The organism is Methylobacterium sp. J-092 (assembly GCF_022829325.1).
In the GTDB taxonomy this organism is placed as follows: domain Bacteria; phylum Pseudomonadota; class Alphaproteobacteria; order Rhizobiales; family Beijerinckiaceae; genus Methylobacterium.
Map to the genome: position 1 here is coordinate 67532 of NZ_JAKSXU010000052.1, position 24547 is coordinate 92078.

At 69.6% G+C, this 24547-nt stretch carries 20 protein-coding genes and 1 pseudogene; 11 read left to right on the top strand and 10 right to left on the bottom strand.

Going from position 1 to position 24547, the window contains the following annotated elements; all coding sequences use genetic code 11:
• The first annotated feature begins 11 nt into the window (after positions 1 to 11).
• The 9 genes from MKK60_RS03895 (at position 12) to lpxB (ending at position 11736) form a co-directional block, all read left to right on the top strand.
• Positions 12 to 1232 (top strand): HlyD family secretion protein, encoded by a 1221-nt coding sequence (locus MKK60_RS03895; protein ID WP_243983987.1) that lies wholly within the window; start codon positions 12 to 14, stop codon positions 1230 to 1232.
• A gap of 5 nt (positions 1233 to 1237) precedes the next feature.
• The gene (locus tag MKK60_RS03900; protein ID WP_243983988.1) at positions 1238 to 2845 is read left to right on the top strand and encodes a DHA2 family efflux MFS transporter permease subunit; all 1608 of its coding nucleotides are present in this window, start codon (positions 1238 to 1240) and stop codon (positions 2843 to 2845) included.
• A 186-nt stretch (positions 2846 to 3031) separates the two neighbouring features.
• Positions 3032 to 4186 (top strand): M50 family metallopeptidase, encoded by a 1155-nt coding sequence (locus tag MKK60_RS03905; protein WP_147728014.1) that lies wholly within the window; start codon positions 3032 to 3034, stop codon positions 4184 to 4186.
• Positions 4187 to 4609: 423 nt separating this feature from the next.
• Positions 4610 to 7171, top strand: a complete 2562-nt coding sequence (gene bamA, locus MKK60_RS03910) for an outer membrane protein assembly factor BamA (RefSeq protein ID WP_147728015.1) — start codon at positions 4610 to 4612, stop codon at positions 7169 to 7171.
• 57 nt (positions 7172 to 7228) lie between these two features.
• Positions 7229 to 8287: a UDP-3-O-(3-hydroxymyristoyl)glucosamine N-acyltransferase gene (lpxD, locus tag MKK60_RS03915; protein WP_147728016.1), complete on the top strand. Its 1059-nt coding sequence runs from the start codon at positions 7229 to 7231 to the stop codon at positions 8285 to 8287.
• 134 nt (positions 8288 to 8421) lie between these two features.
• A complete protein-coding gene (fabZ, locus tag MKK60_RS03920) occupies positions 8422 to 8886 on the top strand; it encodes a 3-hydroxyacyl-ACP dehydratase FabZ (RefSeq protein WP_243983989.1) in 465 nt (154 codons plus the stop codon).
• On the top strand, positions 8883 to 9701 hold the full coding sequence (gene lpxA, locus MKK60_RS03925) for an acyl-ACP--UDP-N-acetylglucosamine O-acyltransferase (RefSeq protein ID WP_243983990.1): 819 nt from the start codon (positions 8883 to 8885) through the stop codon (positions 9699 to 9701). Before fabZ ends, lpxA begins: the two co-directional genes overlap by 4 nt.
• An 8-nt stretch (positions 9702 to 9709) precedes the next feature.
• On the top strand, positions 9710 to 10591 hold the full coding sequence (locus tag MKK60_RS03930) for an LpxI family protein (RefSeq protein WP_243983991.1): 882 nt from the start codon (positions 9710 to 9712) through the stop codon (positions 10589 to 10591).
• Positions 10588 to 11736: a lipid-A-disaccharide synthase gene (lpxB, locus tag MKK60_RS03935; RefSeq protein ID WP_243983992.1), complete on the top strand. Its 1149-nt coding sequence runs from the start codon at positions 10588 to 10590 to the stop codon at positions 11734 to 11736. Before MKK60_RS03930 ends, lpxB begins: the two co-directional genes overlap by 4 nt.
• Positions 11737 to 11951: 215 nt before the next feature.
• Here the strand turns inward: lpxB and gltA are convergent, their stop codons facing one another.
• Together gltA and gltX are read right to left on the bottom strand one after the other, a co-directional pair.
• Positions 11952 to 13241, bottom strand: a complete 1290-nt coding sequence (gltA, locus tag MKK60_RS03940) for a citrate synthase (RefSeq protein ID WP_147844312.1) — start codon at positions 13239 to 13241, stop codon at positions 11952 to 11954.
• Positions 13242 to 13449: 208 nt separating this feature from the next.
• The gene (gltX, locus tag MKK60_RS03945) at positions 13450 to 14877 is read right to left on the bottom strand and encodes a glutamate--tRNA ligase (protein WP_243983993.1); all 1428 of its coding nucleotides are present in this window, start codon (positions 14875 to 14877) and stop codon (positions 13450 to 13452) included.
• A 249-nt stretch (positions 14878 to 15126) separates the two neighbouring features.
• On the opposite strand from gltX, the pseudogene MKK60_RS03950 reads away from it, so the two are divergent.
• Positions 15127 to 16020: pseudogene (locus tag MKK60_RS03950) on the top strand (ComEC/Rec2 family competence protein); the annotation flags it as partial.
• 33 nt (positions 16021 to 16053) lie between these two features.
• Positions 16054 to 17703, top strand: a complete 1650-nt coding sequence (locus tag MKK60_RS03955) for a recombinase family protein (protein ID WP_243983994.1) — start codon at positions 16054 to 16056, stop codon at positions 17701 to 17703.
• 186 nt (positions 17704 to 17889) lie between these two features.
• On the opposite strand, the gene MKK60_RS03960 is transcribed toward MKK60_RS03955, so the two are convergent.
• From MKK60_RS03960 to MKK60_RS03995, 8 genes are all read right to left on the bottom strand, one after another.
• Positions 17890 to 18519: a hypothetical protein gene (locus tag MKK60_RS03960; protein ID WP_243983995.1), complete on the bottom strand. Its 630-nt coding sequence runs from the start codon at positions 18517 to 18519 to the stop codon at positions 17890 to 17892.
• 3 nt (positions 18520 to 18522) lie between these two features.
• Positions 18523 to 19338, bottom strand: a complete 816-nt coding sequence (locus MKK60_RS03965; RefSeq protein WP_243983996.1) for a hypothetical protein — start codon at positions 19336 to 19338, stop codon at positions 18523 to 18525.
• Positions 19339 to 19629: 291 nt separating this feature from the next.
• Positions 19630 to 20145 (bottom strand): hypothetical protein, encoded by a 516-nt coding sequence (locus MKK60_RS03970; protein WP_243983997.1) that lies wholly within the window; start codon positions 20143 to 20145, stop codon positions 19630 to 19632.
• Positions 20146 to 20157: 12 nt separating this feature from the next.
• A complete protein-coding gene (locus MKK60_RS03975; RefSeq protein ID WP_243983998.1) occupies positions 20158 to 20865 on the bottom strand; it encodes a hypothetical protein in 708 nt (235 codons plus the stop codon).
• Between the two features lie 133 nt (positions 20866 to 20998).
• Positions 20999 to 21580 carry a tyrosine-type recombinase/integrase gene (locus MKK60_RS03980; RefSeq protein WP_243983999.1) on the bottom strand — a complete coding sequence of 194 codons (582 nt, stop codon included), beginning with the start codon at positions 21578 to 21580 and terminating at the stop codon, positions 20999 to 21001.
• 341 nt (positions 21581 to 21921) lie between these two features.
• Positions 21922 to 23172, bottom strand: coding sequence for a relaxase/mobilization nuclease domain-containing protein (locus MKK60_RS03985; RefSeq protein WP_243984000.1), 1251 nt, complete (start codon positions 23170 to 23172; stop codon positions 21922 to 21924).
• Entirely contained in the window at positions 23169 to 23576 is a 408-nt protein-coding gene (locus MKK60_RS03990) for a hypothetical protein (protein ID WP_243984001.1), read from the bottom strand. The genes MKK60_RS03985 and MKK60_RS03990 overlap by 4 nt, the downstream gene beginning before the upstream one ends.
• Before the next feature lie 49 nt (positions 23577 to 23625).
• Positions 23626 to 24150 carry a hypothetical protein gene (locus tag MKK60_RS03995; RefSeq protein WP_243984002.1) on the bottom strand — a complete coding sequence of 175 codons (525 nt, stop codon included), beginning with the start codon at positions 24148 to 24150 and terminating at the stop codon, positions 23626 to 23628.
• Positions 24151 to 24547 lie beyond the last annotated feature (397 nt).

A 24547-nucleotide genomic window follows, 5' to 3' on the forward strand; every position in this document is an offset into this window, starting at 1 on the left:
GGATTTCGGGCATGTCGTTGCGCGAGGATGGCGACCGGATCGATACGGCCGAGGCGGCCGACGCCGTGCGGGACGAGCGCGCCGAGGCGCCGCGCGCCACGCCGAAGGCGGCCGCAGCCTCGCCCCACGTCCCGGCTCCCGCCGAGGCCCCGGTGGTCAGGAAGCGCTCGCGCAAGACGCTCGTCCTGGCCGGCCTGCTCTGCGCGGCGTTGGCCGGGGGCGGCTACCAGGGCTGGCAGTACTGGACCGTGGGGCGGTTCTTCGTCTCGACCGACGACGCCTACGTGCAGGCGGACATCTCGGTGCTCGCCGCCAAGATCTCCGGCTACCTCGAAGCCGTCCCGGTGGTGAACGGGCAGTCGGTCAAGAAGGGCGACGTGATCGCCCGGCTCGACGACGGCGACTACCGGCTCGCGCAGCAGGCGGCGCAGGACAAGCTCGCGACCCAGGAAAGCACCATCGTGCGGATCGGCCGGCAGGCCGAGGCGGCGCAGGCGCAGGTCGCGCAGATGGCCGCCCAGATCGACGCGACCAAGGCCGACGCGGTGCGGGCGCTCGCCGACTATAACCGCGCGACCCAGATGCAGGCCGACTACGTCGCGAAATCCCGCCTCGACCAGGCCAAGGCCGACCGCGACCGCACCGATGCCGCGGTCAAGGGGGCCGAGGCCGGTCTGATCGCGGCCAAGGCCAACGTCGAGGTTCTGCACGCCCAGCAGCGCGAGGCCGAGAGCCTCGCGGCCGAGCTGCGCACCGCCGTCGACCGCGCCAAGCGCGACGTCGCCTTCTCGACGATCCGGGCGCCGTTCGACGGGGTCGTCGGCAACAAGGCGGTGGAGGCCGGCGCCTACGTCGCGCCGGGCTCGCGCGTCGCCGCCCTGGTGCCGCTCAAGAGCGTCCGCATCGATGCGAACTTCAAGGAGACCCAGCTCGTGCGCGTCCGCCCCGGGCAGCACGTGCGCATCGAGGTCGACGCCTATCCCGACCGCGAGATCGCGGGCGAGGTCGAGTCGCTCTCGCCCGCCTCGGGCTCGGTGTTCAGCCTGCTGCCGCCCGACAACGCGACCGGCAACTTCACCAAGATCGTCCAGCGCCTGCCGGTGCGGGTGAAGGTACCGGCCGACGTCGCCGCCGAGGGCCTGCTCCGGCCCGGCCTGTCGGTGACGGTCCGCATCGACACCCGCGACGGCGCCGACGCGCCGCTCCTGCGGACCGCGCATAAGCAGGACTGACCGCCATGGCCGCGACCGCCGCCGCCGGCCCCGGCCGAGCCCCCATCCCCGCGGCGTCGCCCTCCGCGACGGCCGAGCCGCCGCTCGACCGCCGCCGGATGGTGGCGTTCCTGTGCATGGTGTTCGGGATGTTCATGGCGATCCTGGACATCCAGATCGTCTCGGCCTCGCTCAACGAGATCCAGGCCGGCCTGTCGGCGTCGGGCGACGAGATCCCCTGGGTCCAGACCAGCTACCTGATCGCCGAGGTGATCTCGATCCCGCTCTCGGGCACCCTCTCGCGGGTGTTCTCGACCCGGTGGATGTTCGTGATCTCGGCCGGCGGCTTCACGCTGATGAGCGTGATGTGCGCCACCGCCTCCTCGATCGACGAGATGATCGTCTGGCGCGCGCTGCAGGGCTTCATCGGCGGCGGCATGATCCCGACGGTGTTCGCCTCGGCCTTCACCATCTTCCCGCCGTCCAAGCGCTCGATCGTCTCGCCGATGATTGGCCTCGTGGCGACGCTGGCGCCGACCATCGGCCCGACGGTCGGCGGCTACCTGACGGACCTCGGCTCCTGGCACTGGCTGTTCCTGATCAACGTGGTGCCCGGCATCGCCGTCACGGTCTCGACCTTCTTCCTCGTCGACTTCGACGAGCCGAACCTCGACCTGTTCAACAGCTTCGATTGGTACGGGCTCGCCGGCATGGCCGGCTTCCTCGGCTGCCTCGAATACGTGCTCGAGGAGGGGCCGAACCACGATTGGCTGCAGGACGACGCGGTGGCGATCTGCAGCGTCATCGGCGTGGTCTCGGCGGTCGGCTTCTTCTGGCGGGTCTTCACCGCGAAGCAGCCGATCGTGGACCTGCGCGCCTTCGCCGACCGCAACTTCGCCGCCGGCTGCGCGGCGAGCTTCGTCCTCGGCATCGGCCTCTACGGGCTGACCTACCTCTACCCGGTCTACCTCGCGCGGATCCGCGGCTACTCGGCGCTGCAGATCGGCGAGACGATGTTCGTCTCGGGCCTGTGCATGTTCGCCACCGCGCCGATCGCCGGGCGGTTCTCCGGCAAGGTCGACCCGCGCATCCTGATGGCGATCGGGTTCTCGGGCTTCGCCGCCGGGACCTGGATCGTCACCGGGCTGACCAAGGATTGGGACTTCTGGGAGCTGCTGTGGCCGCAGGTCCTGCGCGGCTGCTCGCTGATGCTGTGCATGATCCCGATCAACAACATCGCGCTCGGCACCCTGCCGCCGGCCCGGATCAAGAACGCGTCCGGCCTCTACAACCTCACGCGGAACCTCGGCGGCGCGGTCGGGCTCGCGCTGATCAACACCCTGCTCAACGACCGCTGGGACCTGCACCTCGAGCGCCTGCACGAGCGCTTCACCTGGGCCAATGGCGTGGCCCTGGAGCGCCTCGACGCGATGCGCCGCCAGTTCGAGGCGACCGGCGGCGACGCCGAGAAGATGGCCCTGAAGGCGCTGACCAACACCGTGCGGATGCAGGGGCTGGTGATGAGCTTCGAGGACGTGTTCCTCGTGCTCACCGGCCTGTTCCTGCTGATGGCGCTGGCCACGCCCCTGATCCGCAGGCCCGCGGCGGCGGCGGCCGGGGGAGGCGGGCACTGACGGGCAGGCGAGGCGGGGGGGCGGGGGGATAGCGGGGAAAAGGCGGGTTCGCGCCGCGCCCGCATCGCCGCCGCCGCGCGCTCGTGCCACGCTGGCGTTTCGTCGGCGCAGGTTTGCGTTGGATCACCACCGCCCCGATCTGCTAGAGCGGAGTGCAAGGCCCGATCGCGGCCCAAGGATCGACGCATGGATTTCCTGACCGCGATGGGCGGCACGGCCACCGGCTTCTTCGGTGCGGTGATCCCGTTCCTGTTCGTGCTGACCGTCGTGGTCTTCGTCCACGAGATGGGGCACTTCCTCGTCGGACGCTGGTGCGGCGTCGGCGTCCACGCGTTCTCGATCGGCTTCGGGCCGGAGCTCGTCGGCTTCAACGACCGCCACGGCACCCGCTGGAAGCTCTGCGCGATCCCGCTCGGCGGGTACGTCAAGTTCCACGGCGACGCCAACGGCGCCAGCATTCCGGATGCCGACACCATCGCGCGGATGACGCCGCAGGAGCGGGCGATCAGCTTCCCGACCCAGCCGGTGGCCAAGCGCGCGGCGATCGTCGTCGCCGGCCCGGTGGCGAACTTCATCCTCGCGATCCTGCTGTTCGCCGGCGCGATCTGGCTCGGCGGCCGTCTCGAGCTGCCGGCCCGGGTCTCGGCGATCGATCCCAGCAGCGCGGCGGCGCAGGCCGGCTTCCAGACCGGCGACCTCGTGAAGAGCATCGACGGCGAGCCGATCCCCGATTTCAACACGATGTACCGCATCGTCACAGGCAGCGCCGGAACGCCGCTGAACTTCGTCGTCGAGCGGGCCGGGGCCGACGTGCCGATCGTCGCGACGCCGTCGGTTTACGAGGAGAGCACCAAGTTCGGCCGCCACCGCATCGGGCGCCTCGGCATCCGCTCGCCGGCCGCCTCCGAGGCGAAGCTGGTCACCTACGGCCCGGTCGCCTCCCTCGGCCTCGGCGTGCACGAGACGGTGTTCGTGGTCGAGCGCACCTTCTCCTACCTCGGCAAGCTGGTGACCGGCCGCGAATCCGCCGACCAGCTCTCCGGGCCGATCGGCATCGCCCGCGTCTCCGGCGAGGTCGCCAAGGTCGGCGGCATCGGTGCGCTGATCGGGCTGATCGCGCTGCTCTCGGTCTCGATCGGTCTGCTCAATCTGTTCCCGGTGCCGCTGCTCGATGGCGGCCACCTGCTGTTCTACGCCTTCGAGGTGGTGCGCGGCCGCCCCTTGAGCGAGCGCGCCCAGGAGATCGGCTTCCGCGTCGGGCTCGCCCTCGTGCTGGTGCTGATGATCTTCGCGGCCTGGAACGACATCCTGAACCTCGGCGCCTCCTGGCGCGCGACCTGAGCGCGGCACCGCGCTCGGTCCCCGCGCGCCGCCCACGAGGCGGTCGCCGCAATCCCGCCGCGATTGCGCGCGCGGCGGCCTTCGGCGGCGCCTGACCGGCCCCCGGCGAGTCCCCTGACGGGAGGCCGTGGAAGGGTTACGAAGACGTTTCCCAGATCCGGCACGGCTCGGGATTTCCGTGTCGGGGCAGGGATTTACCGTTCGTTTACCCTGCGACGAAATGGATGGGAACTTTGCGGGAGCGTTAAGTGGCCTGAAGGCCACGGCCCCCAAAATCCCGGTCATAGGACCCCCCGCGCCGTTTGCTTGGCAGGGGAATCCCGCTAAGAGCTACGCTTGGACCAGGTATTACGGGACGGCCGGTCAACGGTCGCTCGTGGCGGGTGCGAACCCGATCCGATGATAAGACAGACGGGCGAATAGATGATGTCGATGACGGGGAAGCACCGGCGCAAGTCGGTGAAGCGGACCATCGTCCTAGCCGCCGCGGCGGGCATTGCGCTGACCGGGGTCGCGCAGGCCCAGCAGATCGTCGTTCAGGGCAACCGCCGCGTCGATGCCGACACCATCCGTTCCTACGTCACCGGCACCGCATCGGGCTCCGCCGAGGAAGCCCGCCGCAACCTGCTCGCCAGCGGCATGTTCGCGGACGTGAAGGTCGCCGCCAGCGGCGGCCGCACCGTCGTGACGGTCCGCGAGAACAACCTGATCAACCGGGTCGTGTTCGAGGGCAACAAGAAGATCGAGAAGGCCACGCTCGAAGGGCAGGTCGAGGCCAAGGCCCGCGGCGCCTTCAACGAGGCCGTGATCAAGTCCGACATGGCGCGGATCAAGGAAGTCTACCGCCGCGCCGGCCGCGGGACCGCCAAGGTCACCTACCGCACCGTCGACCTGCCCAACGGCTCGATCGACGTGATCTACCAGATCGACGAGGGCGATAAGACCGGCATCGTGTCGATCACCTTCGTCGGCAACAACGCCGTGAGCGAGCGGACGCTGAAGGGGCTGGTCTCCTCGTCCGAGATGAACTTCCTGTCGTTCATCAAGACCTCCGACGTCTACGATCCCGATCGCATCGCCAACGATCTCGACCTCGTCCGCCGCTACTACCTGCGCAAGGGCTACGCCGACTTCCGCATCGTCAACGCCGACGCCCGCTACGTCGAGGGCCCGGACGCCAACGGCTGGGTGATCACGGTCACGGTCGAGGAGGGCGAGCAGTACACGGTCGGCGCCGTGGCGGTGGATTCCCGCCTGCCGGGCCTCGACACGAAGAACCTCGACGGCGAGATCCGCACCACGGTCGGCGACGTCTACAACGCCGAGGACGTCGAGAAGACCCTGTCAGGCCTGACCAACGACGTCGCCCGGGCCGGCTATCCCTTCGCCCAGGTCCGCCCGACCGGCCAGCGCGACCGCGCGACCCACCAGGTCTCCCTCGGCTTCGTCGTCGAGGACGGCCCGCGCGTCTACGTCGAGCGCATCAACATCCGCGGCAACACCCGCACCCGCGACTACGTCATCCGCCGCGAGCTCGATATCGCCGAGGGCGACGCCTACAACCGCGTGCTGACCGACCGCGCCGAGCGCCGCCTGAACGGCCTCGGCTTCTTCAAGAAGGTCCGCTTCTCGAACGAGCCCGGCTCCTCGCCCGACCGCGTCGTGATCAACATCGACGTCGAGGATCAGCCCACGGGCTCGTTCTCGGTGGCGGGCGGCTACTCCACCCAGGACGGCATCATCGGCGAGGTCTCGGTCTCCGAGTCGAACTTCCTCGGTCGCGGCCAGTACGTCCGCGTCGCCGGTACCGGCGGCCAGTACTCGCGCGGCGTCGACTTCTCGTTCACCGAGCCGTACTTCCTCGGCTACCGCCTCGCGGCCGGCTTCGACGCGTTCTACAAGTACAGCGACCTGACCCGGTACTCGCGCTACGAGACCACCGTCTACGGCGGCCAGCTCCGTATCGGCCTGCCGGTGACCGAAGCCTTCGGCGTGACCCTGCGCTACTCGCTCTACAACACCGAGCTGAAGGTCCCGAACTCGATCAAGCAGCCCTACAACGACTGCTCGAACCCGATCCCGGGCATCACCAGCGTCTACCCGAACGGCGCGCAGCTCAACGGCCGCGACGTCAGCGGGCTGGCCCAGTACCCGGCCTGTGCCTACAACGGCGAGGCCTCGATCGCGATCAAGGGCTCCCAGGGCAACACGCTCACCTCGCTCGCCGGCCTGACGCTCGCCTACTCGACGCTGGACGTCATCGGCGCGCCCCGCAACGGCCTCTACGCCGAGCTGAAGCCCGACGTCGCGGGCCTCGGCGGCGACTCGAAGTTCTTCCGCGTCACCGGCGACGCCCGGTACTACAAGGAACTCTACGAGGACGTCGTCGGCTTCGTCCGCCTCCAGGGCGGTCACATCGAGGCGCTGGACAGCAACCCGCTGCGCATCACCGACCAGTTCTTCCTCGGGCCGTCGCTGGTCCGCGGCTTCGCCCCCAACGGCATCGGCCCGCGCGACGTCGGCACCACCGACGCCCGCTCCAACGCCATCGGCGGCTCGACCTACGTCGGCGGCACCCTCGAGATCCAGTTCCCGCTCCCCTACGTGCCGCGCGATCTCGGCCTGAAGGGCGCGGTCTTCGCCGACGCCGGCACGCTGTTCGGCTATCACGGCCGCACCACGTTCGACGTGAACGGCGACAACTTCATCAACGGCACCGCGCCCGGCGGCGCGTGCAACTTCAACGCCTTCAACATCGGCGTCGAGCCGGAATGCGTGAACGTCCGCGACAAGGCCGTCATCCGCTCGTCGGTCGGCGCCTCGATCCTGTGGAACTCGCCGCTCGGCCCGATCCGCTTCGACTACGCCTACGCCCTGAGCAAGGACGAGGGTCTGAAGGTGTTCGTCCCGACGCTCGGCAAGTACGGCCACATCGGCGCGGACCAGACGCAGGCGTTCCGCTTCTCCGGCGGCTCGCGGTTCTGATCCGAGAAAAAAGGTCGCGCGCCGCCTCGGGTTTCCCGGGGCGGCGCGTTGTCGTGCATGCCTGATCCCGTCTTCTTCATCCCGCAGCCCGGTCTCACCCTCGGCCTCGTCGCCGAGGCGGCTGGCCTGCCCGTGCCCGAGGGCTTCGATCCGGCGCACCGGATCGACGGCGCCGCGCCGCTCGAGACCGCGGGGCCGCGCGACCTCGCCTACATGGACAACGCCCGCTACGGCGACGCGCTCGCCGCGACCCGGGCCGGCATCTGCCTCGTCGCCCCGCGCTTTTCCGCGCGCGTGCCCGCCGGCACCGCGAGCCTCGTCCTGCGCGATCCCTACCGCGTCTACGCGGTGCTGCTCGGCCGGCTGCACCCGGATGCGCTTCGCCCGGGCTCGCAGTTCGGCGCCCGCGGCATCGCGCCCGGCGCCCACGTCCACCCCGATGCGCGCCTCGAGGACGGCGTCACGGTCGATCCCGGCGCCGTCGTCGGCCCCGGCGCCGAGATCGGCGCGGGCACGGTGATCGGCCCCGGCGCCGGCATCGGACCCAACGTGCGGATCGGGCGGGACTGCGCGATCGGCGCCGGCGCCACCCTGAGCCATGCGCTCGTCGGCAACCGCGTCATCGTCCATCCCGGCGCCCGGATCGGCCAGGACGGGTTCGGCTTCCACATGGGGGCGACCCACCTCAAGGTGCCGCAGGTCGGCCGCGTCATCGTGCAGGACGACGTCGAGATCGGCGCCAACACCACGGTGGACCGCGGCGCCTCGCGCGACACGGTGATCGGCGAGGGCACCAAGATCGACAACCTCGTGCAGATCGCCCACAACGTGGTGATCGGCCGCCACTGCGTGATCGTCTCGGGCGTCGGCATCTCCGGCTCGACGACGCTCGAGGACTACGTCGTGCTCGGCGGGCAGGTCGGCGTCGTCGGCCATCTGCGCATCGGCCGCGGCTCGCAGATCGCCGGCTCCTCCAACGTCAACCGGGACGTGCCGCCCGGCAGCCGCTGGGGCGGCACGCCGGCCAAGCCGGTCCGCGCCTGGTTCCGCGAGCTGACGACGCTCGCCCGCTTGGCCGAGCGCTCGGGCCGGGACGAGCCGGCGGACAAAGGCTGATCGAAAGGGCCGATCGATCCGGCCCGTGCGCCCGCCGCGCTTGCGTCGGGGCGCCGTTTGGGTCGAAAGGACGGGGATCGGTGACGACGGGCGTGCGCGGATGCGCGGCGTCGAGGCGAGGATCGAAGAGATCGATGAGTCAGACGGCGCGTGAACTCGGCTCGGCCGACATCCAGAAGGTGCTGGAGCTGCTGCCGCACCGCTACCCGTTCCTGATGATCGACCGGATCATCGAGATCGACGGCGACGAGAGCTGCATCGGGATCAAGAACGTCACCGTCAACGAGCCGCAATTCACCGGGCATTTCCCGAACATGCCGGTGTTTCCCGGCGTGCTGCTGATCGAGGGCATGGCCCAGACGGCGGGCGCGATCTGCTGCCGGCACATCATGCAGAGCAACGTGCAGACCAAGCAGGTGTTCTTCATGACGATCGACAAGTGCAAGTTCCGCAAGCCGGTGGTGCCGGGCGATCAGGTCCGCTTCCACATGACGAAGACCAACCACCGCAAGACGATGTGGTGGTTCCGCGGAGAGGCGCGCGTCGACGGCGCCCTCGTGGCGGAGGCCGAGATCGGGGCCATGCTGGTGACGGCGTGAGCGCGCCCGCGATCCATCCGAGCGCGATCGTCGAGGCCGGCGCCGAGATCGGCGACGGCTGCCGCATCGGCCCGTTCTGCCATGTCGGCCCGCAGGTGGTGCTCGGCGTCGATTGCGAGCTCGTCAGCCACGCGGTCGTCGCGGGCGACACCCGCATCGGTGCCCGCACCCGGATCTATCCCTTCGCCTCGATCGGCCACCCGCCGCAGGACCTGAAATACAAGGGCGAGCCCTCGACGCTGCGGATCGGCGCCGACTGCCTGATCCGCGAGGGCGTCACCATGAACCCCGGCACCGCGGGCGGCGGCCTGGAGACGGTGGTCGGCGACAAGTGCGCCTTCCTCGCCAACGCCCATGTCGGGCATGATTGCCACGTCGGCAGCGGGGTGATCTTCTCCAACAACGTCATGCTGGCCGGCCATTGCAGCGTCGGCGACTACGCCATTCTCGGCGGCGGCGCGGCGGTGATCCAGTTCGCCCGCGTCGGCGCGCACGCCTTCGTCGGCGGCCTGTCGGGGCTGGAGAACGACTGCATCCCCTACGGCATGGTGCTCGGCAACCGCGCCTACCTCGCCGGCCTCAACATCGTCGGCCTGCAGCGTCGGGGCTTCGCGCGCGAGGACATCCATGCGCTGCGCCGCGCCTACCGCCTGCTCTTCGCCCCCGAGGGGACGCTGATGGAGCGGGTCGAGGACGTGGCCTCGGAATTCGAGAGCCACCCGGCGGTGCGCGAGATCCTCGATTTCATCCGCGCCGGCGGCAAGCGCTCGATCTGCACGCCGCGCGAGACGGCGGCTTCCGGCGGCGGCGCCTGAGGCCGCCGATGTCGGCTCCTCGGCCCGCACGGCCGGACGCGAGGCTGGTGCTGGTCGCGGGCGCCGGGCGCCTGCCCGAGCAGGTCGCCCACTCCCTCGACCGTGCCGGCCGCGCCTTCAAGGTGCTGGCGCTGCGCGGGTTCACCGACCGCCCCTTGCGCGCGCGGGCCGACGCCACCGTCGACCTCCTCGACATCGGCGAGACCCTGCGCATCCTCGCTGGCTGGGGGCCGGCGACCATCGTGCCGGCCGGCGGCGTCGCCCGGCCGAGCCCGGCCGCGATCCTCAACGCTGCTGCCGCGTTCCGCAACCGGGTCGCCCTGCGCAATCTCGCCGATGGCGGCGACGACCGGCTGCTCCGCGGTGCCCTCGCGCTGCTCGAGGAGAACGGCCACACCGTGTGCGGCGTCCACGAGGTCGCCCCGGACCTGCTCAGCCCCGCCGGCCCGATCGGCCGCCACGCGCCGGACGCGGCCGGCGCGGCCTCGATCGCCACCGGCCGCGCGCTGCTGGCCGCGCTCTCGGCCTTCGATGTCGGCCAGGCGGTGGTGGTCGCGGCCGACCGCGTGCTCGCCGTCGAGGGCCCCGAGGGCACCGACCGCATGCTCGCCCGCGCCCGCACCGTCGGGCGCAAGCCGTGGGACCTCAGGCTCTGGGGCCGCGAGCGGGCGCTGCCCGCGACCGTGCTGGTGAAGTGCGCCAAGGACGACCAGGATCTCCGCATCGACCTGCCGGCGATCGGCCCGCGGACGGTCCGCAACGCGTCGGCCGCCGGCTGCGTCGGGCTCGCGGTCGAGGCCGGGCGCACGCTGCTGATCGACCGGGCGGAGACGATCGCCGAGGCCGACCGGCTCGGCCTCTTCCTGATCGGCATGGGGGTCGGCGCATGAAGATCTGGCTCGTCGCGGGCGAGGATTCCGGCGACCAGCTCGGCGCCAAGCTGATGGCGTCGCTGCGCGAGGCCGCGGGCCGCCCGGTGACCTTCGGCGGCGTCGGCGGGGAGGCGATGACGGCGCGCGGCCTGACCTCGCTCTTCCCCCTCGATGACGTGGCGGTGATGGGCTACCTGCCGGTGCTGGCGCGGCTGCGCACGCTCCTGCGCCGCATCCGCCAGACGGTGGACGACGTGGTCGCCAACCGCCCGGACGTGCTCGTGATCATCGACAGCCCCGGCTTCACCCACGCGGTCGCCTCGCGGGTGCGCAAGCGTGCGCCCGAGATCCCGATCGTCGACTACGTCTCGCCGAGCGTGTGGGCGTGGCGGCCGTGGCGGGCGGCCTCGATGCGGGGCTTCGTCGACCACGTGCTCGCGCTGCTGCCGTTCGAGCCGGAGGCGCACCTGCGGCTCAACGGGCCGCCCTGCACCTATGTCGGGCATCCGCTGATCGAGCGGTTCTCCGAGCTGCGGCCGGACGCCGCCGACGCGGCGTCGCGGGAGGCCGTGCCGTGGCGCGTGGTGGTGCTGCCGGGCTCGCGCCGGTCCGAGATCGAGCGGCTGATGCCGGTCTTCGGCCGCACCCTGGCGCGCATGGCGCGGGACGTCGGGCCGATCGAGGCGGTGCTGCCGGCGGTCACCCGTCACCGCGCCTTGATCGAGCGCATGGCCAAGGCCTGGAGCGCCCCCGTGCGCATCGTCGCGGGCGAGGCCGAGAAGTACGCCGCCTTCCGCCAGGCGCGGGCCGCGCTCGCCGCCTCCGGCACCGTGACGCTGGAGCTGGCGCTCGCCGGCGTGCCGATGGTGGTGGCCTACAAGGTCTCGCGGGTCGAGGAGGCGGTGGCCCGGCGCCTGATCCAGGTGCCGACGATCGTGCTGCCGAACCTGATCCTCGGCGAGAACGCGATGCCGGAATTCGTGCAGGCCGAGTGCACCGAGGACCGCCTCGCCACGGCGCTCGCCCCCCTGGTCACCGGCGGCGCCGCGCGGGACCGCCAGCTCGCGGCCCTGCAGCGCATCGACGGCCTGATGCGGCTGCCGGGCGACGAGGCCCCGAGCCGCAGCGCGGCGCGGGTGGTGCTGGCTGCGATCAGAACCTGAGGCTTCGGATCGTCGGGCTGCCGTCATTCCGGGGCGCCGCAAGGCGAGGCCGGAATCCAGAACCGCCGGCGATGCCTGCCGAAGGGCGGCCTGCGGTTCAGGATCCCGGGCTCTGCCTCGCAGCCCCGGAATGACGGGCGCGGGTTTTTGGCGACCGAGAGGCCCATCGCGCCGCCGGCAGATCCATCATCGGCTGACGGCGCTCGGAAGGCGCCTCAGCCGCGGTCGTTGATGCCGACGTAGTCGCGCTTGGTCGGGCCGACGTAGAGCTGGCGCGGGCGACCGATCTTCTGCGAGGGGTCCTCGATCATCTCGGCCCACTGCGCGATCCAGCCGACGGTGCGTGCCACCGCGAACAGCACCGTGAACATGTCGGTCGGGAAGCCCATCGCCTTGAGGGTGATGCCCGAGTAGAAATCGATGTTCGGGTAGAGCTTCTTCTCGATGAAGTACTCGTCCTTGAGCGCGATCTCCTCGAGCTTCATCGCGACCTCGAGCAGCGGGTCGTCGTGCTTGCCGAGCTCCTTCAGCACCTCGTGGGTGGTCTTCTGCATGATCCGCGCGCGCGGATCGTAGTTCTTGTAGACCCGGTGGCCGAAGCCCATCAGGCGGAAGGGATCGTTCTTGTCCTTGGCCTTGGCGACGTACTGGTCGACGCGGTCCGGCGTGCCGATCTCCATCAGCATCTTCAGCGCCGCCTCGTTGGCGCCGCCATGCGCCGGCCCCCACAGGCAGGCGACGCCGGCCGCGATGCAGGCGAACGGGTTCGCGCCGGAGGAGCCGGCGAGCCGCACCGTCGAGGTCGAGGCGTTCTGCTCGTGGTCGGCGTGCAGGATGAAGATCTTGTCCAGCGCTTTGGCGAAGATCGGGTTGATCTGGTACTCCTCGCACGGGACGGCATAGCACATCCGCAGAAAGTTCGAGGTGTAGTCGAGGTCGTTCTTCGGGTACACGAACGGCTGGCCGATCGAGTACTTGTAGGCCATCGCCGCCAGCGTCGGCATCTTGGCGATCATGCGCATCGACGCGATCATGCGCTGGCTCTCGTCCGTGATGTCGGTCGAGTCGTGGTAGAAGGCCGAGAGCGCGCCGACGGAGGCCACCATCACCGCCATCGGGTGGGCGTCGCGGCGGAAGCCGGTGAAGAACCGGTTCATCTGGTCGTGCACCATGGTGTGGCGCGTGACGCGGTAGTCGAAGTCGGCCTTCTGGCCCGGCGTCGGCAGCTCGCCGAACAGCATCAGGTAGCAGGTCTCGAGGAAGTCGCCCTGCTCGGCGAGCTGCTCGATCGGGTAGCCGCGATAGAGCAGAACGCCCTCGTCGCCGTCGATGTAGGTGATCTTCGATTCGCACGAGGCGGTCGAGGTGAAGCCCGGATCGAAGGTGAAGGCGCCGGTCTGGGCGTAGAGCTTGCCGATGTCGACGACGTCGGGGCCGATCGTGCCGCTCTTGACGGGCAGAGAGATCTGCTTGCCGTCCACGGTGATGGTGCTGGCTGCGCTCATGGAACGTGGACCCTTTCCTGGCAACGAATCGAAGCCGGCCCAGGCTGCGCTCCGCGCCGCCCGGGACCCGAAGTCACCGGCATTTTGCTGCAGGTGCTCACAAGCCCATCGGGTTAGCGGATCGGCCGAGCGCCAGCAACGGGGCGGATGACAACCACGTCGAGACGCCAAGCGAAAACCGGGCCGCGCGTGCGCTGCGGCGGCGGTCTCAACCCTTCGTGATGCCGTCGCCGAGACGGGCGAGGCTCTCCGCGCGTCCCAGCACCGCCATCACGTCGAACAGCGGCGGCGAGGTCGTGCGCCCGGTCAGCGCCGCGCGCAGCGGCTGGGCGACCTGCCCGAGCTTCAGACCGGCGGTCTCCGCGAAGTGCCGCACGGCCGCTTCCGTCGCGGCGGCGTTCCAGTCGGGCAGGGCTTCCAGCGCCGGCAGGATCGCGGCGAGCCGCCCGCGCGCCTCGTCGGTGAGGAGGGCGGAAGCCTTCTCGTCCGGCACCAGCGGCCGCGCGGCGGTGAGGTAGTAGGCGCTGTCGAGCAGCTCGATCAGGGTCTTGGCCCGCTCCTTCAGCCCCGGCATCGCCGCGACGAGCTTTTCGCGAAGGGCCGGCGCGAGCGGTGCCGAGAGGCCGCGCTCCGGGGCGACGTTCGGCAGGATGCGCTCGATCGCGTCGACGAGGTCGGCGTCCGCCGCGCCGCGGATGTAGAGGCCGTTGAGGTTCTCGAGCTTGGCGAAGTCGAACCGCGCCGGCGAGCGGCCGATCGCCTTCAGGTCGAAGGCCGCCACCATCTCCTCGGTCGAGAACACCTCCTGGTCGCCGTGGCTCCAGCCGAGGCGGACGAGGTAGTTGCGGAGCGCGGCCGGCAGGTAGCCGAGGTCGCGGTAGGCGTCGACGCCGAGCGCGCCGTGGCGCTTGGACAGCTTGGCCCCGTCCGCCCCGTGGATCAGCGGGATGTGCGCCATCTTCGGCACCTCCCATCCGAGCGCCGAGAAGATCTGGCTCTGGCGCGCGGCGTTGGTGAGGTGGTCGTCGCCGCGGATCACCTGGGTGACGCCCATGTCGTGGTCGTCGACGACGGCGGCGAGCATGTAGGTCGGGTTGCCGTCCGAGCGCAGCAGCACGAGGTCGTCGAGATCGCGGTTGGCCCAGGTGACGCGGCCCTGCACCGCGTCGTCGACGATCGTTTCGCCCTCGCTCGGGGCGCGCAGCCGGATCACCGGCTTCACCCCGGCCGGTGCCTCGGACGGGTCGCGGTCGCGCCAGCGCCCGTCGTAGCGCAGCGGCTTGCCCGCCGCCCGGGCCTGCTCGCGCATCTGCGTCAGCTCCTCCGGCGTGGCGTAGCAGCGATAGGCGTTGCCCGAGGCGAGCAGGCTCTCGGCGACCTCGCGATGGCGCTCGGCGCGGGCGTACTGGAACACCACGTCGCCGTCCCAATCGAGCCCGAGCCAGCTCATCCCGTCGAGGATCGCGTCGATCGCCCCTTGCGTCGAGCGCTCGCGGTCGGTGTCCTCGATGCGCAGCAGCATCCGGCCGCCCATCCGGCGGGCATAGAGCCAGTTGAACAGCGCCGTGCGGGCGCCCCCGATATGGAGGTAGCCCGTGGGCGAGGGCGCGAAGCGCGTGACGACGGGTGACGACATCGGACGATGGATCTTCTGGTGACGGGGCTGAAGGAGCACCCTGAACGCGGCCGCGGCACGGATCGGCCGATCCGGTTGCGCGCGTCTAGATCGCTCTGCGACGGAGGGAAAGGCGGTTCGTCGTCCCCGACGACGCACGGAAGCTGGGGACCTGCGCCCGGACCCGGCCCGGACGGCTCTAGCACGCCCTCGCGGATGCGTTAAGAATCGGGTCGGCGCAGCCGTTTCGCGCCGACCGGTGTGCCGATCATGGCGCGGGACATCGCACGATCGACGGGACGGGCCGTCGCCACGTCGGCATCAGGCCGCTTCCCGTCGCCCGCCGTGCTCGGGCCGGCCGTGCGCGGCTGGGTCGTCGGCGGGCTCGCGATCGAGGCCGAGCAGCGGCGGCTGTTTCCCTGGCTCGCGGTCGCCTTCGGCGCCGGCATCCTCGCGTTCTTCACCGCCACCGACGGCATGCCCTCGCTCTGGGCGCCCCTCGTCGCAGCCGGCGCCTGCGCCGCGACCCTGCCGTTCCTCGGTGCCCGGCCCGCGGCGCTGGCCGTCGCCCTCGGGCTGATGGCGGCGCTCCTCGGCTTCGCGGCGAGCGCCCTGCGGGTCGCGCAGGTGGCGGCGCCGGTGCTGACCCGCACCATCATCGCGCCGCTCGAAGGCCTGATCGAATCGCTGGAGGAGCGTGAGGAGGGCGCCCGCCTGGTGGTGCGGGTCGCGAGCCTCGGCACGATGGCCGCGGCCGAGCGGCCGGTCCGGGTGCGCGTCTCGTTCAAGAAGGCGCCGCCGCTGCGGCCGGGCGACTTCATCGTCGCCACCGCCCGCCTGCTCCCGCCCCCCGAGGCGGCGCGCCCCGGCGGCTACGATTTCGCCCGCGACGCCTACTTCCGCGGGATCGGCGCGGTCGGCTCGCTCCTCGGCAAGATCGCGGTGAAGCCGCCGCCCGAGCCGGTGCCGTGGTCGCTCCGGCTCGCGGCCGCCGTGGACGACGCCCGCAACGCGCTGACCCGCAGGATCACCGACGCCAACGGCGGCCAGGCGGGCGCCGTCGCCGCCGCCCTGGTGACCGGCAAGCGCGGGCTGATCGCGCCGGCCACCAACGACACGCTGCGGGCGGCGGGGATCTACCACGTGGTCCAGGGATCACGGTTGACCGGCAAAGGATAAGCGTCCAGGTTCTGGCGCATGACGAACGAGCGCCCTCGGGCCTACAGCTACATCCGACTGTCGTCAGACCGGCAGTTGAAGGGTGACGGCGAAGTCAGGCAGGCCGAACTCCGCGACGCGTTCATAGACGCCCACAATCTCGTTCTCGACGACACCCTGCGCGACCTCGGTATATCCGCGTTCGACGGCTCGAACAGGACCAGGGGCGCCCTGGGGGTATTCCTCAGGAAGGTCGAGGCGGGGGAGGTCCCCCGCGGCAGCTACCTGCTCGTGGAAAGCCTCGACCGCCTGAGTCGCGAGCACGTCCTCACTGCCCTGCGTTCTTTCCTGGCGCTGATCGAGGCGGGCATCGTCGTCGCTACGCTGGGTGACGACTGCGTCTACTCCGAGGAGAGCGTCAACGGGAACTGGACCCAGCTCATCGTCTCGCTCGCGGTGATGAGCCGGGCGCACGAGGAGAGTGCCCGCAAGGTCCAGCGGCTCCGGGCCGCTTGGGTCCGCAAGCGCGAGCGGACGGACGTGAAGATGACGGCCCGGTGCCCCGCTTGGCTCGAACTCCTTCCGGACCGGCGCTCGTTCAAGCCCATCGACGAGCGCGTAGACGTGGTCGTACGAATGCTCGAAGAGCTCGCCGCTGGCATCGGTCGCGACAAGATCGCCAGGCGGCTCAACGCCGAAGGCAAGAAGCCCTGGGGCCATGGCCGGGAGTGGTATGGCGGGACGGTCACGAAGTACACGGACAACCCGGCGCTGCTCGGTTTCTTCCAGCCCTGCCGAAAGGAGGTGACCGTGGCGGACGGCATCCGACGCGAGCGTCGCATACCCGTCGGCGACCCGATCCCGGACTACTATCCGCGCGTCATTTCCGAGGACCTCTGGCAACGGGCGCGTCGGGCCGCTGACAAGCGGGCGAGGAACGGTGTCGCCAACCCGGGCGGGCGTAAAGGCACGGTCTACAGCAACCTTTTCTCGGGTCTTGCGGTCTGCGACGCCTGCGGGAGTCCGATGAACTACCGGGACCGGGGGCCGCGGAGCACGCCTGTCCTGCGCTGCAGCGGGAACCGCAACGGAACGTGCGCCAACGCGGCCTACCCTCGCTATGCGCCGTTGGAACGTGCGATCCTCTCCTGGGCGTTGCTGTCCGATAGGCCGCCACAGGCCCCCGCGATTGCGGACGACGAGGCCGTCGCGGCCGCCCGCCGCCGCCGCGACGAGGCGCGTACGTCCGTCGACAACCTGGTCGCGGCCATCGAGAAGGGCGCGGCGCTGGACGACCGGCTGGCGATCCGCCAAGCCGAGCTCGCCCGTGCGGAGGAAGACCTATCGTCGGCCCAGCGCCAGCTACGCGCCGCGCCGCCGACATCGACGCCGGACGTCTCGCATGGCATCCTCTCCGCCATCAGGGATCTCGACGGCTTACCCAAGGAGGAGTGGTACGCGGCGCGCGCCGCCGCAGCGCAGGAGCTTCGTGACCTCATCACGGAGATCCGCTGCCACACGGATGAGTGTGTCACCGTCTGGACCGGGGAATGGGGTTTCCGCATCCATATGAAGGCCAGCGAAGCCTGGATCGAGGACGGCTTCGAGACGGAAGAGGGCGAGACAGTTGTTGCGCGATGGGAGACCCGGACCGGCACGGTGGCGCGGCCGTTCCTTCCGATTCGATAGTGAGATCGCGTGTTCCGAGGCGTGCACGTTCTGGTGACCTGAAAGCTCCCCACGAGTCCTCTAAGTTTTGACTCATGGTTGGGATGCGTGGGCGCCTAGGACGCTATCGCCGCAAGCCCTCTTGGCACCCGCCGCCCCTGTCCGGACCCGTGACCCGGGACGCACACACACTGACGAGAGGTGCACTCAGGCAGGTACCCCCAACGCCTGTGTCGCCATGGTCCTAAAGTCGGCGACCATGGTCTCCACGGATGCCCTGTCCGGCAAGGTCGCGAGATCGACCTGCTGTCCGACAATTCGGAAGGGCCCTCCCGGGTGCGGTACAGGCGTCCCATCGACGTCCGGCCAGGGGCCGCGCTGCCATACCCAGTTGTACCAATTCTTCGAGACCCCCTCGTCACAGAGCCACATGTAGAGCCACAGGGAAGAGGTGCATCTCTCGGCCGGGTCGAAGCGTGCGGGATCGACCTCGCCTTCAGCTTCATAGCCCTCGTGCCCGCTATCTACGCGAACGCGAAGCTCCACCATCCACTCACCGGCCTTCGGGGCGTTCCGGTCGGCGCCCCCGGGCAGGAACAGGATGCATGCCTCGGCCATCGGGACGAAGTCCCAGGCCCAGCGTTTGAGCGGATCGCCTGTCAGTTGTGGGGGAGGATCGCCGGCCCTTGGGCGCCATGCATAGAATTCGTGCTCTGGAAAGGCGCCGAGCACGATCTTCGCGAGGTCCAGGACGCGACGCTGGTACGACCAGACGAGCCTGTACGCCTTGCGGACGTCGGTCAGGGCCTCGGCGAGCGCGGGATCCACATCCGGCATGCGTCACATCCTTCGTAGGGCGTCATGGGATGCCGGCCCCGAACGCATGGTCACGATGCGCGCGAGCCAGCCTGCGAGCGGATCTAGACGAGGTGCACGCTCCTGAAGCGCCTCCTCCGGCGCCTGAAGGGAACGGTCGGCCAACGCCTGATGCGAACGCTCGAAGGCTATCTGATATCTGGGGAGGCCCCTCATCTCCCGGACGTTCAGATGACCATGTAGGCCGAGCGCGTCGAGGATGTCGTCGACGATGCGACGATCCCGGTCGTCGACCGTCAGCCTAGCCAGCGCGTCCGTCAGGTCGCACCAATCCATCGCGACCGCGCGGAAACCCTCGGGCATCGGACCTTGGTGGGCGGTTTGGATCGTGCTGATTTCCATGGGGGGTGCCTTGCCCCACCTGCCGACGGCGAGGAGTACGACATCCCTATCGGGGTCTTCGTCGGGGTATGTCTCCGAGTGGGCGCGCCATTCCCGATCCCATTGCCGGCTGTCGTGCCCATCCCCGCGTTTGCATTCGACGACCAGATCGATGCGACGCGGCGGATCGCCGATGTCGAACCGCATGAAAACGTCGGGTTCAACGCTTCGCGAGCCGTCGACCGTGGTCAGCGACCATCCGGGCCAGAACTGTGCCTCCGTAAGCCGGATCGGCCGGGTGCCAGTAGGCAGTTCGAAGCGCGTTGCGCTTCTGAGGATGTCCCACAGGAGAACCGGATCGAGGTAGGCGAGACGCGAGAAGACCGCGGCCGTGAGCGGATCCTCGGCGGTACGAAAGACGCTTCTGAATGAATCGCCTGGCTTGGCGGTATCAGGCAATCGCCGCCCCTTCCCCCCGAGTATCGCCCTCAGCATTTCGCCCCCATGGCTTTCCAGTATCCCGGGTCACGGATGCAGTGCGACCCCATTTCGCTGCCATCGTCAACGGCGGGAGATACCAGCCTAGTCCTCAGAAGGTCCGTTGAGGATCGCAATCGTCCTGCCAATCGAAATCCTCGCCTGCGGCTCCGACGGCATGCTTATAAAAGGGGTCACGCGCGATTATACCCGAGCGAATGTCCGTCAGATCGTCAAGATGCTCGTTTGCGAGACAGGCTCGTAGTTTGCCGATCATGCGGCCTTCATCTGTTCGACCGTACCGACATCGACCTTACGACCCAACACGCCGGCCTCGTACCCGAGGTCGAACACCCCGCGGGAATGCGTCGGAGCGAACCGCGCGGCATCGATGAACTTGCTGATCGACGCCCATAGGAAGAACACGCCCAGGCCGATCAGTGGCAGCGTGAGGAGTCCGATTACCAGCCACTTCACCGCCTCGCCGTTGACGTCGCGGCTGAAGGCGTCGCTGTACCACTCCTCGGCATCGGACCGGATGCCATAGGGATGGACCCGCTGCTCCTTGCCGGACAGCCACAGTTCGACGGTATCGCCGTGCTCCATCGCGGCGCGGAGTATGATCGCGGCCTCCGCCTCGACCGTCATGCCGGTGAAGAACCGGGTCCGGCCGTTCGCGGTACGCATCCGGACGCCCGACCAGACCTCCCGCCCGGATGGATTTACCTGGATGTCGAACAGGTTGTAGGAAGCGATGCCCAGCAGGGTGCCGGTGACGACTTCGTTCATGGGATCTCCGATTCAATCGTCGAGGAGGTAAGTGAAGCGCAGGACGGCGTGCGGGCTGCGGTCGGAGTATCCGACGACCTCGCAGCCGCGTCGCACGGGGCCGGCGCCCCGTAGCGTGAGCGTATCGGGGCCCGAATAGGCGCCCTGGACCGGGTACGGCGCGGCCGGGCAGCCGACCTTGTACGCGTAGGCAGTTCCCTGGACCGGCCGGTCAGGGTGGAGCGCCCCGCGGAACAGCACCGTGCCGACCGTGACGCTCGGCTTTAGGGATGCCTTCGCTTCCAAGTACGCGATGACGCCCGTGGCGGGGTCGGCCATCACGATGCTGCCGTTGTGCCGCCAGGGCCGGCCGGTCGGATCGACCAGCGTCGCGGTCGGTGCGGGGGCAGGGTTCGCCAGTGCTGGGGGCTTGGCGGGCAGCCGCGTGTACCGCTTCCCCCGGAACGTGACGACGTCCCCCTCGACCTTCCATTCGCCCTCGACGTCGGCACCGAGATGGCCGTTGCCCCAGCACGTCTTGGACGAGATGCGGCCACCTCGGACGACCGGATGCATGCAGTCGAGGCCGTCCAGGCCGATGCGGTCGTTTGCGCTGGCGACGTCGAGGAAATCCCCGTCCGCGGCCCTGTAGCCGCCGTCATGGGCACCGGCGACCGCACCGGCGTGAGCGGCTCCGGTCAGCGCCACGCTCGCTACCAGGGTCAGGGTCGCGCGTTTCATCTGTCCCTCGCGTTCATGTCGGCGGCGTCCCGGATCGCGGCGGACGGCCGGTTCGTAAAGATCGGCCGGAGGCCCGGCGGAAATCCGAAGGGCGCGATGCCAGGACGAGATCGATCCCGCGCGCCTCGTTGCGTCACCACATGCGAGAGGCGATCTCTCGTTCCTCCGCGCCCATCACGTCCGCGTAGATCGCGGTGGTCGCGATGTCTGCGTGACCGAGCCAGCGCTGCAGCAGGTTGAGCGGGATGCCGGATCGGAGCGCATGAACGCCGAAGCCGTGACGCAGGCCCTTCGGCGAGGCCGCCGTCGCACCGACGCCGGCCGCCTGCATCACATTTTTGACGTGGCGCCACGCCGTACTCCGGGCCATCGTCCATAGACGGGCGTCGGGCGGTCCGTCTCCATGGACACGCACGAGCGCCGTCAGGAACACCGTCGGCACCGGCACCTCGCGGACGATCCCCGGCCTGCGCTTCTTGAGGCAGCGCACGGAGACGGTCCTCTCGTCGTGGTCGATGTCCGCGTGGACCAGTGCGAGCGTCTCGCTGATGCGGCAGCCGGTCCAGGCCAGCGCGAGGCAGAGCGTCTCGATCTCGGGGGGCTCGCCCGCGGCGACCGACATGAAGCGCAGCCGTTCCGACGGTGTCAGGTATTTGCGACGTCCCGTCGCGGTGAACAGAGACATGCCGTGGGAGGGCGACGGGATGCGGGCCATCACGAACAATCCTGGGACCGGCCGCCGGCTCGGGATCGAGCGTCGCTATGCGAAACGGTATTGCCAATAGTGTACGGGTGACCTTGCAACCCACCAGCGGCCGAGGGGAACGCCCGCGTTCCGTCTCATGCCGACTTGGTGGAAACCGTCGCAAGCGTGCTTAAAACGTCATAACTCTCAGCGGGTTATACAAAGTTGGCAATTCTGTTTCGGAACACCTAACGGCATCGGTAGAAGCGATGTCCATTGGGGGCTTCATCCCGGGCGGACCGCGAATTTTTATCGGTCACGCGCGACCGTCGGCGTTGGCAAGCGACCCGGGCCGCGAATCCTGCGAAACCCTACTGCAGCGGGATGCCCCAGATGTCGGTGACGCCCCAAAGGGCATAGCCGCGACGTCGGTCGTGTTCTGCCTCGGCGTCGATCCGATCCACCGCCCCGCGGGCGCGCTCTGCGGCGGCGGCGTTTCGCCCGATCCAGGGTTGCATGCCGTTCAGGCGTCGCCGGATGACGAGGGCGCGGCCCGCGGGGGTGGACCGGAGCCGGCCCAGCGCAGTGCCCGGACCGCGACCGTCACGTCCGAGACCGCCTCCGTCAGGTCGGCCAGCGTCTCTACCAGATCGTCGAACCCCGCCGCTCCGGTCGCATCCTCCTCCGCCGGTGCCAACAAGGCCAGGATCGCGTGCAGCACCCTGTCTTGGGCGTCCAGGCGCCGCATGATCTCCGTTTCGTCCACCGGTCATCCCCTCCAGCATCAAATCGTTCAGGCGGTCCCTTACGGTCCCCGCCAGGATACGCTCGCCCTCGAAACGCCGGGCCGCGGCGCCGAGGATGCGGGTCGCGGGATGGGCCGTCCCGGCGGCGTCGACGACGACCGGGCCGACGCGACCCTGGCGCAGGTCGAGGCCGCGGGTGCGCAGGGCCGAAAGGAAGCCTGGTCCGTCGGTGGTCTCGCGCCAAGCAGCGAGCGTCGCCCGGCGCACGTCGTCGAGGTCGATGCCGGTCCGTTCCTCGATCAGCCGCTCGCGCGGCGTCACGCGTGCGACGGGCCGTTCCGATTCGGTCGTACCCGAGGCCACGAGCCAGTCTGCAACGTCGTGCCGGCCGTCCCGGCGCAGCGCTTTTGCGATCGTGCGCGCGTGCTTGGACGGGACCGCCGGCATGCCGAATTCGAACTCGACGATGCGGGCGCACTTCTCGCGCCTGGCGTAATCCCAGGCCAGGTCGACCACCGCGCCGGAGGGACGGACGACGGAGTAGACCCGGTGCTCGTGCAGACGGCCGCACTTGTCGTGCTCGGCGCCGCAGAAGGATTGGGATGCCATGCCGAACTCCGCCTCGAACAAGGCCCAGAACCGGGCCTTGACGGCCGGGTTGGCGGCAATCGCCGGGTCGGGGCTGCAGAACACGTGGTAGATGGGCCGGTCGGTCCGGCCGCCCGCGGACATCGCCACCAACTCGGCGATCTGCTCGGACAGGGTCGCGCCACCGAGGCCGCGCGCGGGGATGACAACGGCCTCGTTCTCGGCCTTGAGGAGGTGACGGGCCAGGGCACCGCCGAAGCCCGTGCCGCGCGTCGCGCCGGTGATCACGGGGCCGGCCGGCGCGCGACCAGTGGGATGAGCAACATCCGAGCCTGATGCAGCGCGGCCTTCGCCGCCGCCTCGTCGCGCAAGGCCACGGCGGTGCTGACCGAGCCCAGTGCCCGAATGGCGGACGCGATTGCGGCGGTGTCCTCGTCCGGCCTGCGGACCGGCCTGCCGCTGCGGGCATCCTCCGGCGATTGCATGCCAACGCGGTCCAGCAGCATCCTTCGCACGTAGGCACCGGCGGTGAGCCCGTCGTCACGCGCAGCCGCCGACACGGCCTCGCTGAGGTCCCCGCTCATCCGGGTCACGAAGCGAATGTACAGACCTTTCCTGGCCCGAACCGAACCTGGATGGGAAAGCGGACTGGTGTCGCCGATGGATTGCCGGTGGCTGGAAGGCTCGGTCATGTTCGCGGTTCTCGGCATCGTTCGGGATGGGTGGGCAGGGACCGGATGGTCAGACGGGCGGGGATGGCGGCTCGACCGTTCCTTCCGGCGAGGGGGCCAAATACCCATCGCCGTCCCGGCCCCGCCTGCGGGCGGCCCGTTCGAGTGAGGCGGCACGCCGGGCCTCGATGGCCGAAAGCACGGCCGGAGGGACCGCCAGCGGTTCGGGCACGGGCCTGCCGTAGAGCCGGGCGCGCCCGGCCTCGGCATCCAGTTCGACGAGGGCAGCCTCCCAGGTCGCGATGTCGGCGTTCATCTGCCGGTCGGCGCGGATGCGCTCACGGCTTCCCTCGACCGCCGACGCGGCCCGCCACGGCGGTTGGCCCGTCAGTCGCCGAGCGTATTGCCAGGCCCAAATCTCGGCGCCCATCGCGACGCGGAGACGCGTCAAGTCCTTCGCATCGAGCCTATCGAAGCGCGAGCCGTCCACGGCTTGGGCGTAGTCACGCGTCGCCGACGAGAGCGACGTGACCCGAGGCGGCGGGATGGCGGCGCGGACGGCGTGTCCGACCGCGCCGCCATCCCCGACTTCCAAGACCGGTGCGACGGCGGCCGAGACGCGCCACCGAAGCCATGGACATGACACCGGCATCCTTCCCTCCAGATCGAATCGACCGACAAGCCGGCCGACGTGAGATGAAGGCGTCCCGACAAGACATTCCTAGAGGGATTACAAAAGGAACATGCAGGTCATACCAAAATATTGCGTCCTTGCCACACGCCTCAAATTGTAATGATCGAATTAATCGCCTTCGACTTGGCATCCCATTGGAGCGTTGCATACGGCGCCGAACCGGAGGGCCGGTACGAGGTTCAACTCGTCATAGCATCGTATCCACTTCGCCGTCGGCATGGACGTCGTCATCCGTATCCCATGCTAGGGCTACAAATGGGGATTACATCCATGGCCTGTGTTGTTAGTCAATCAGTGA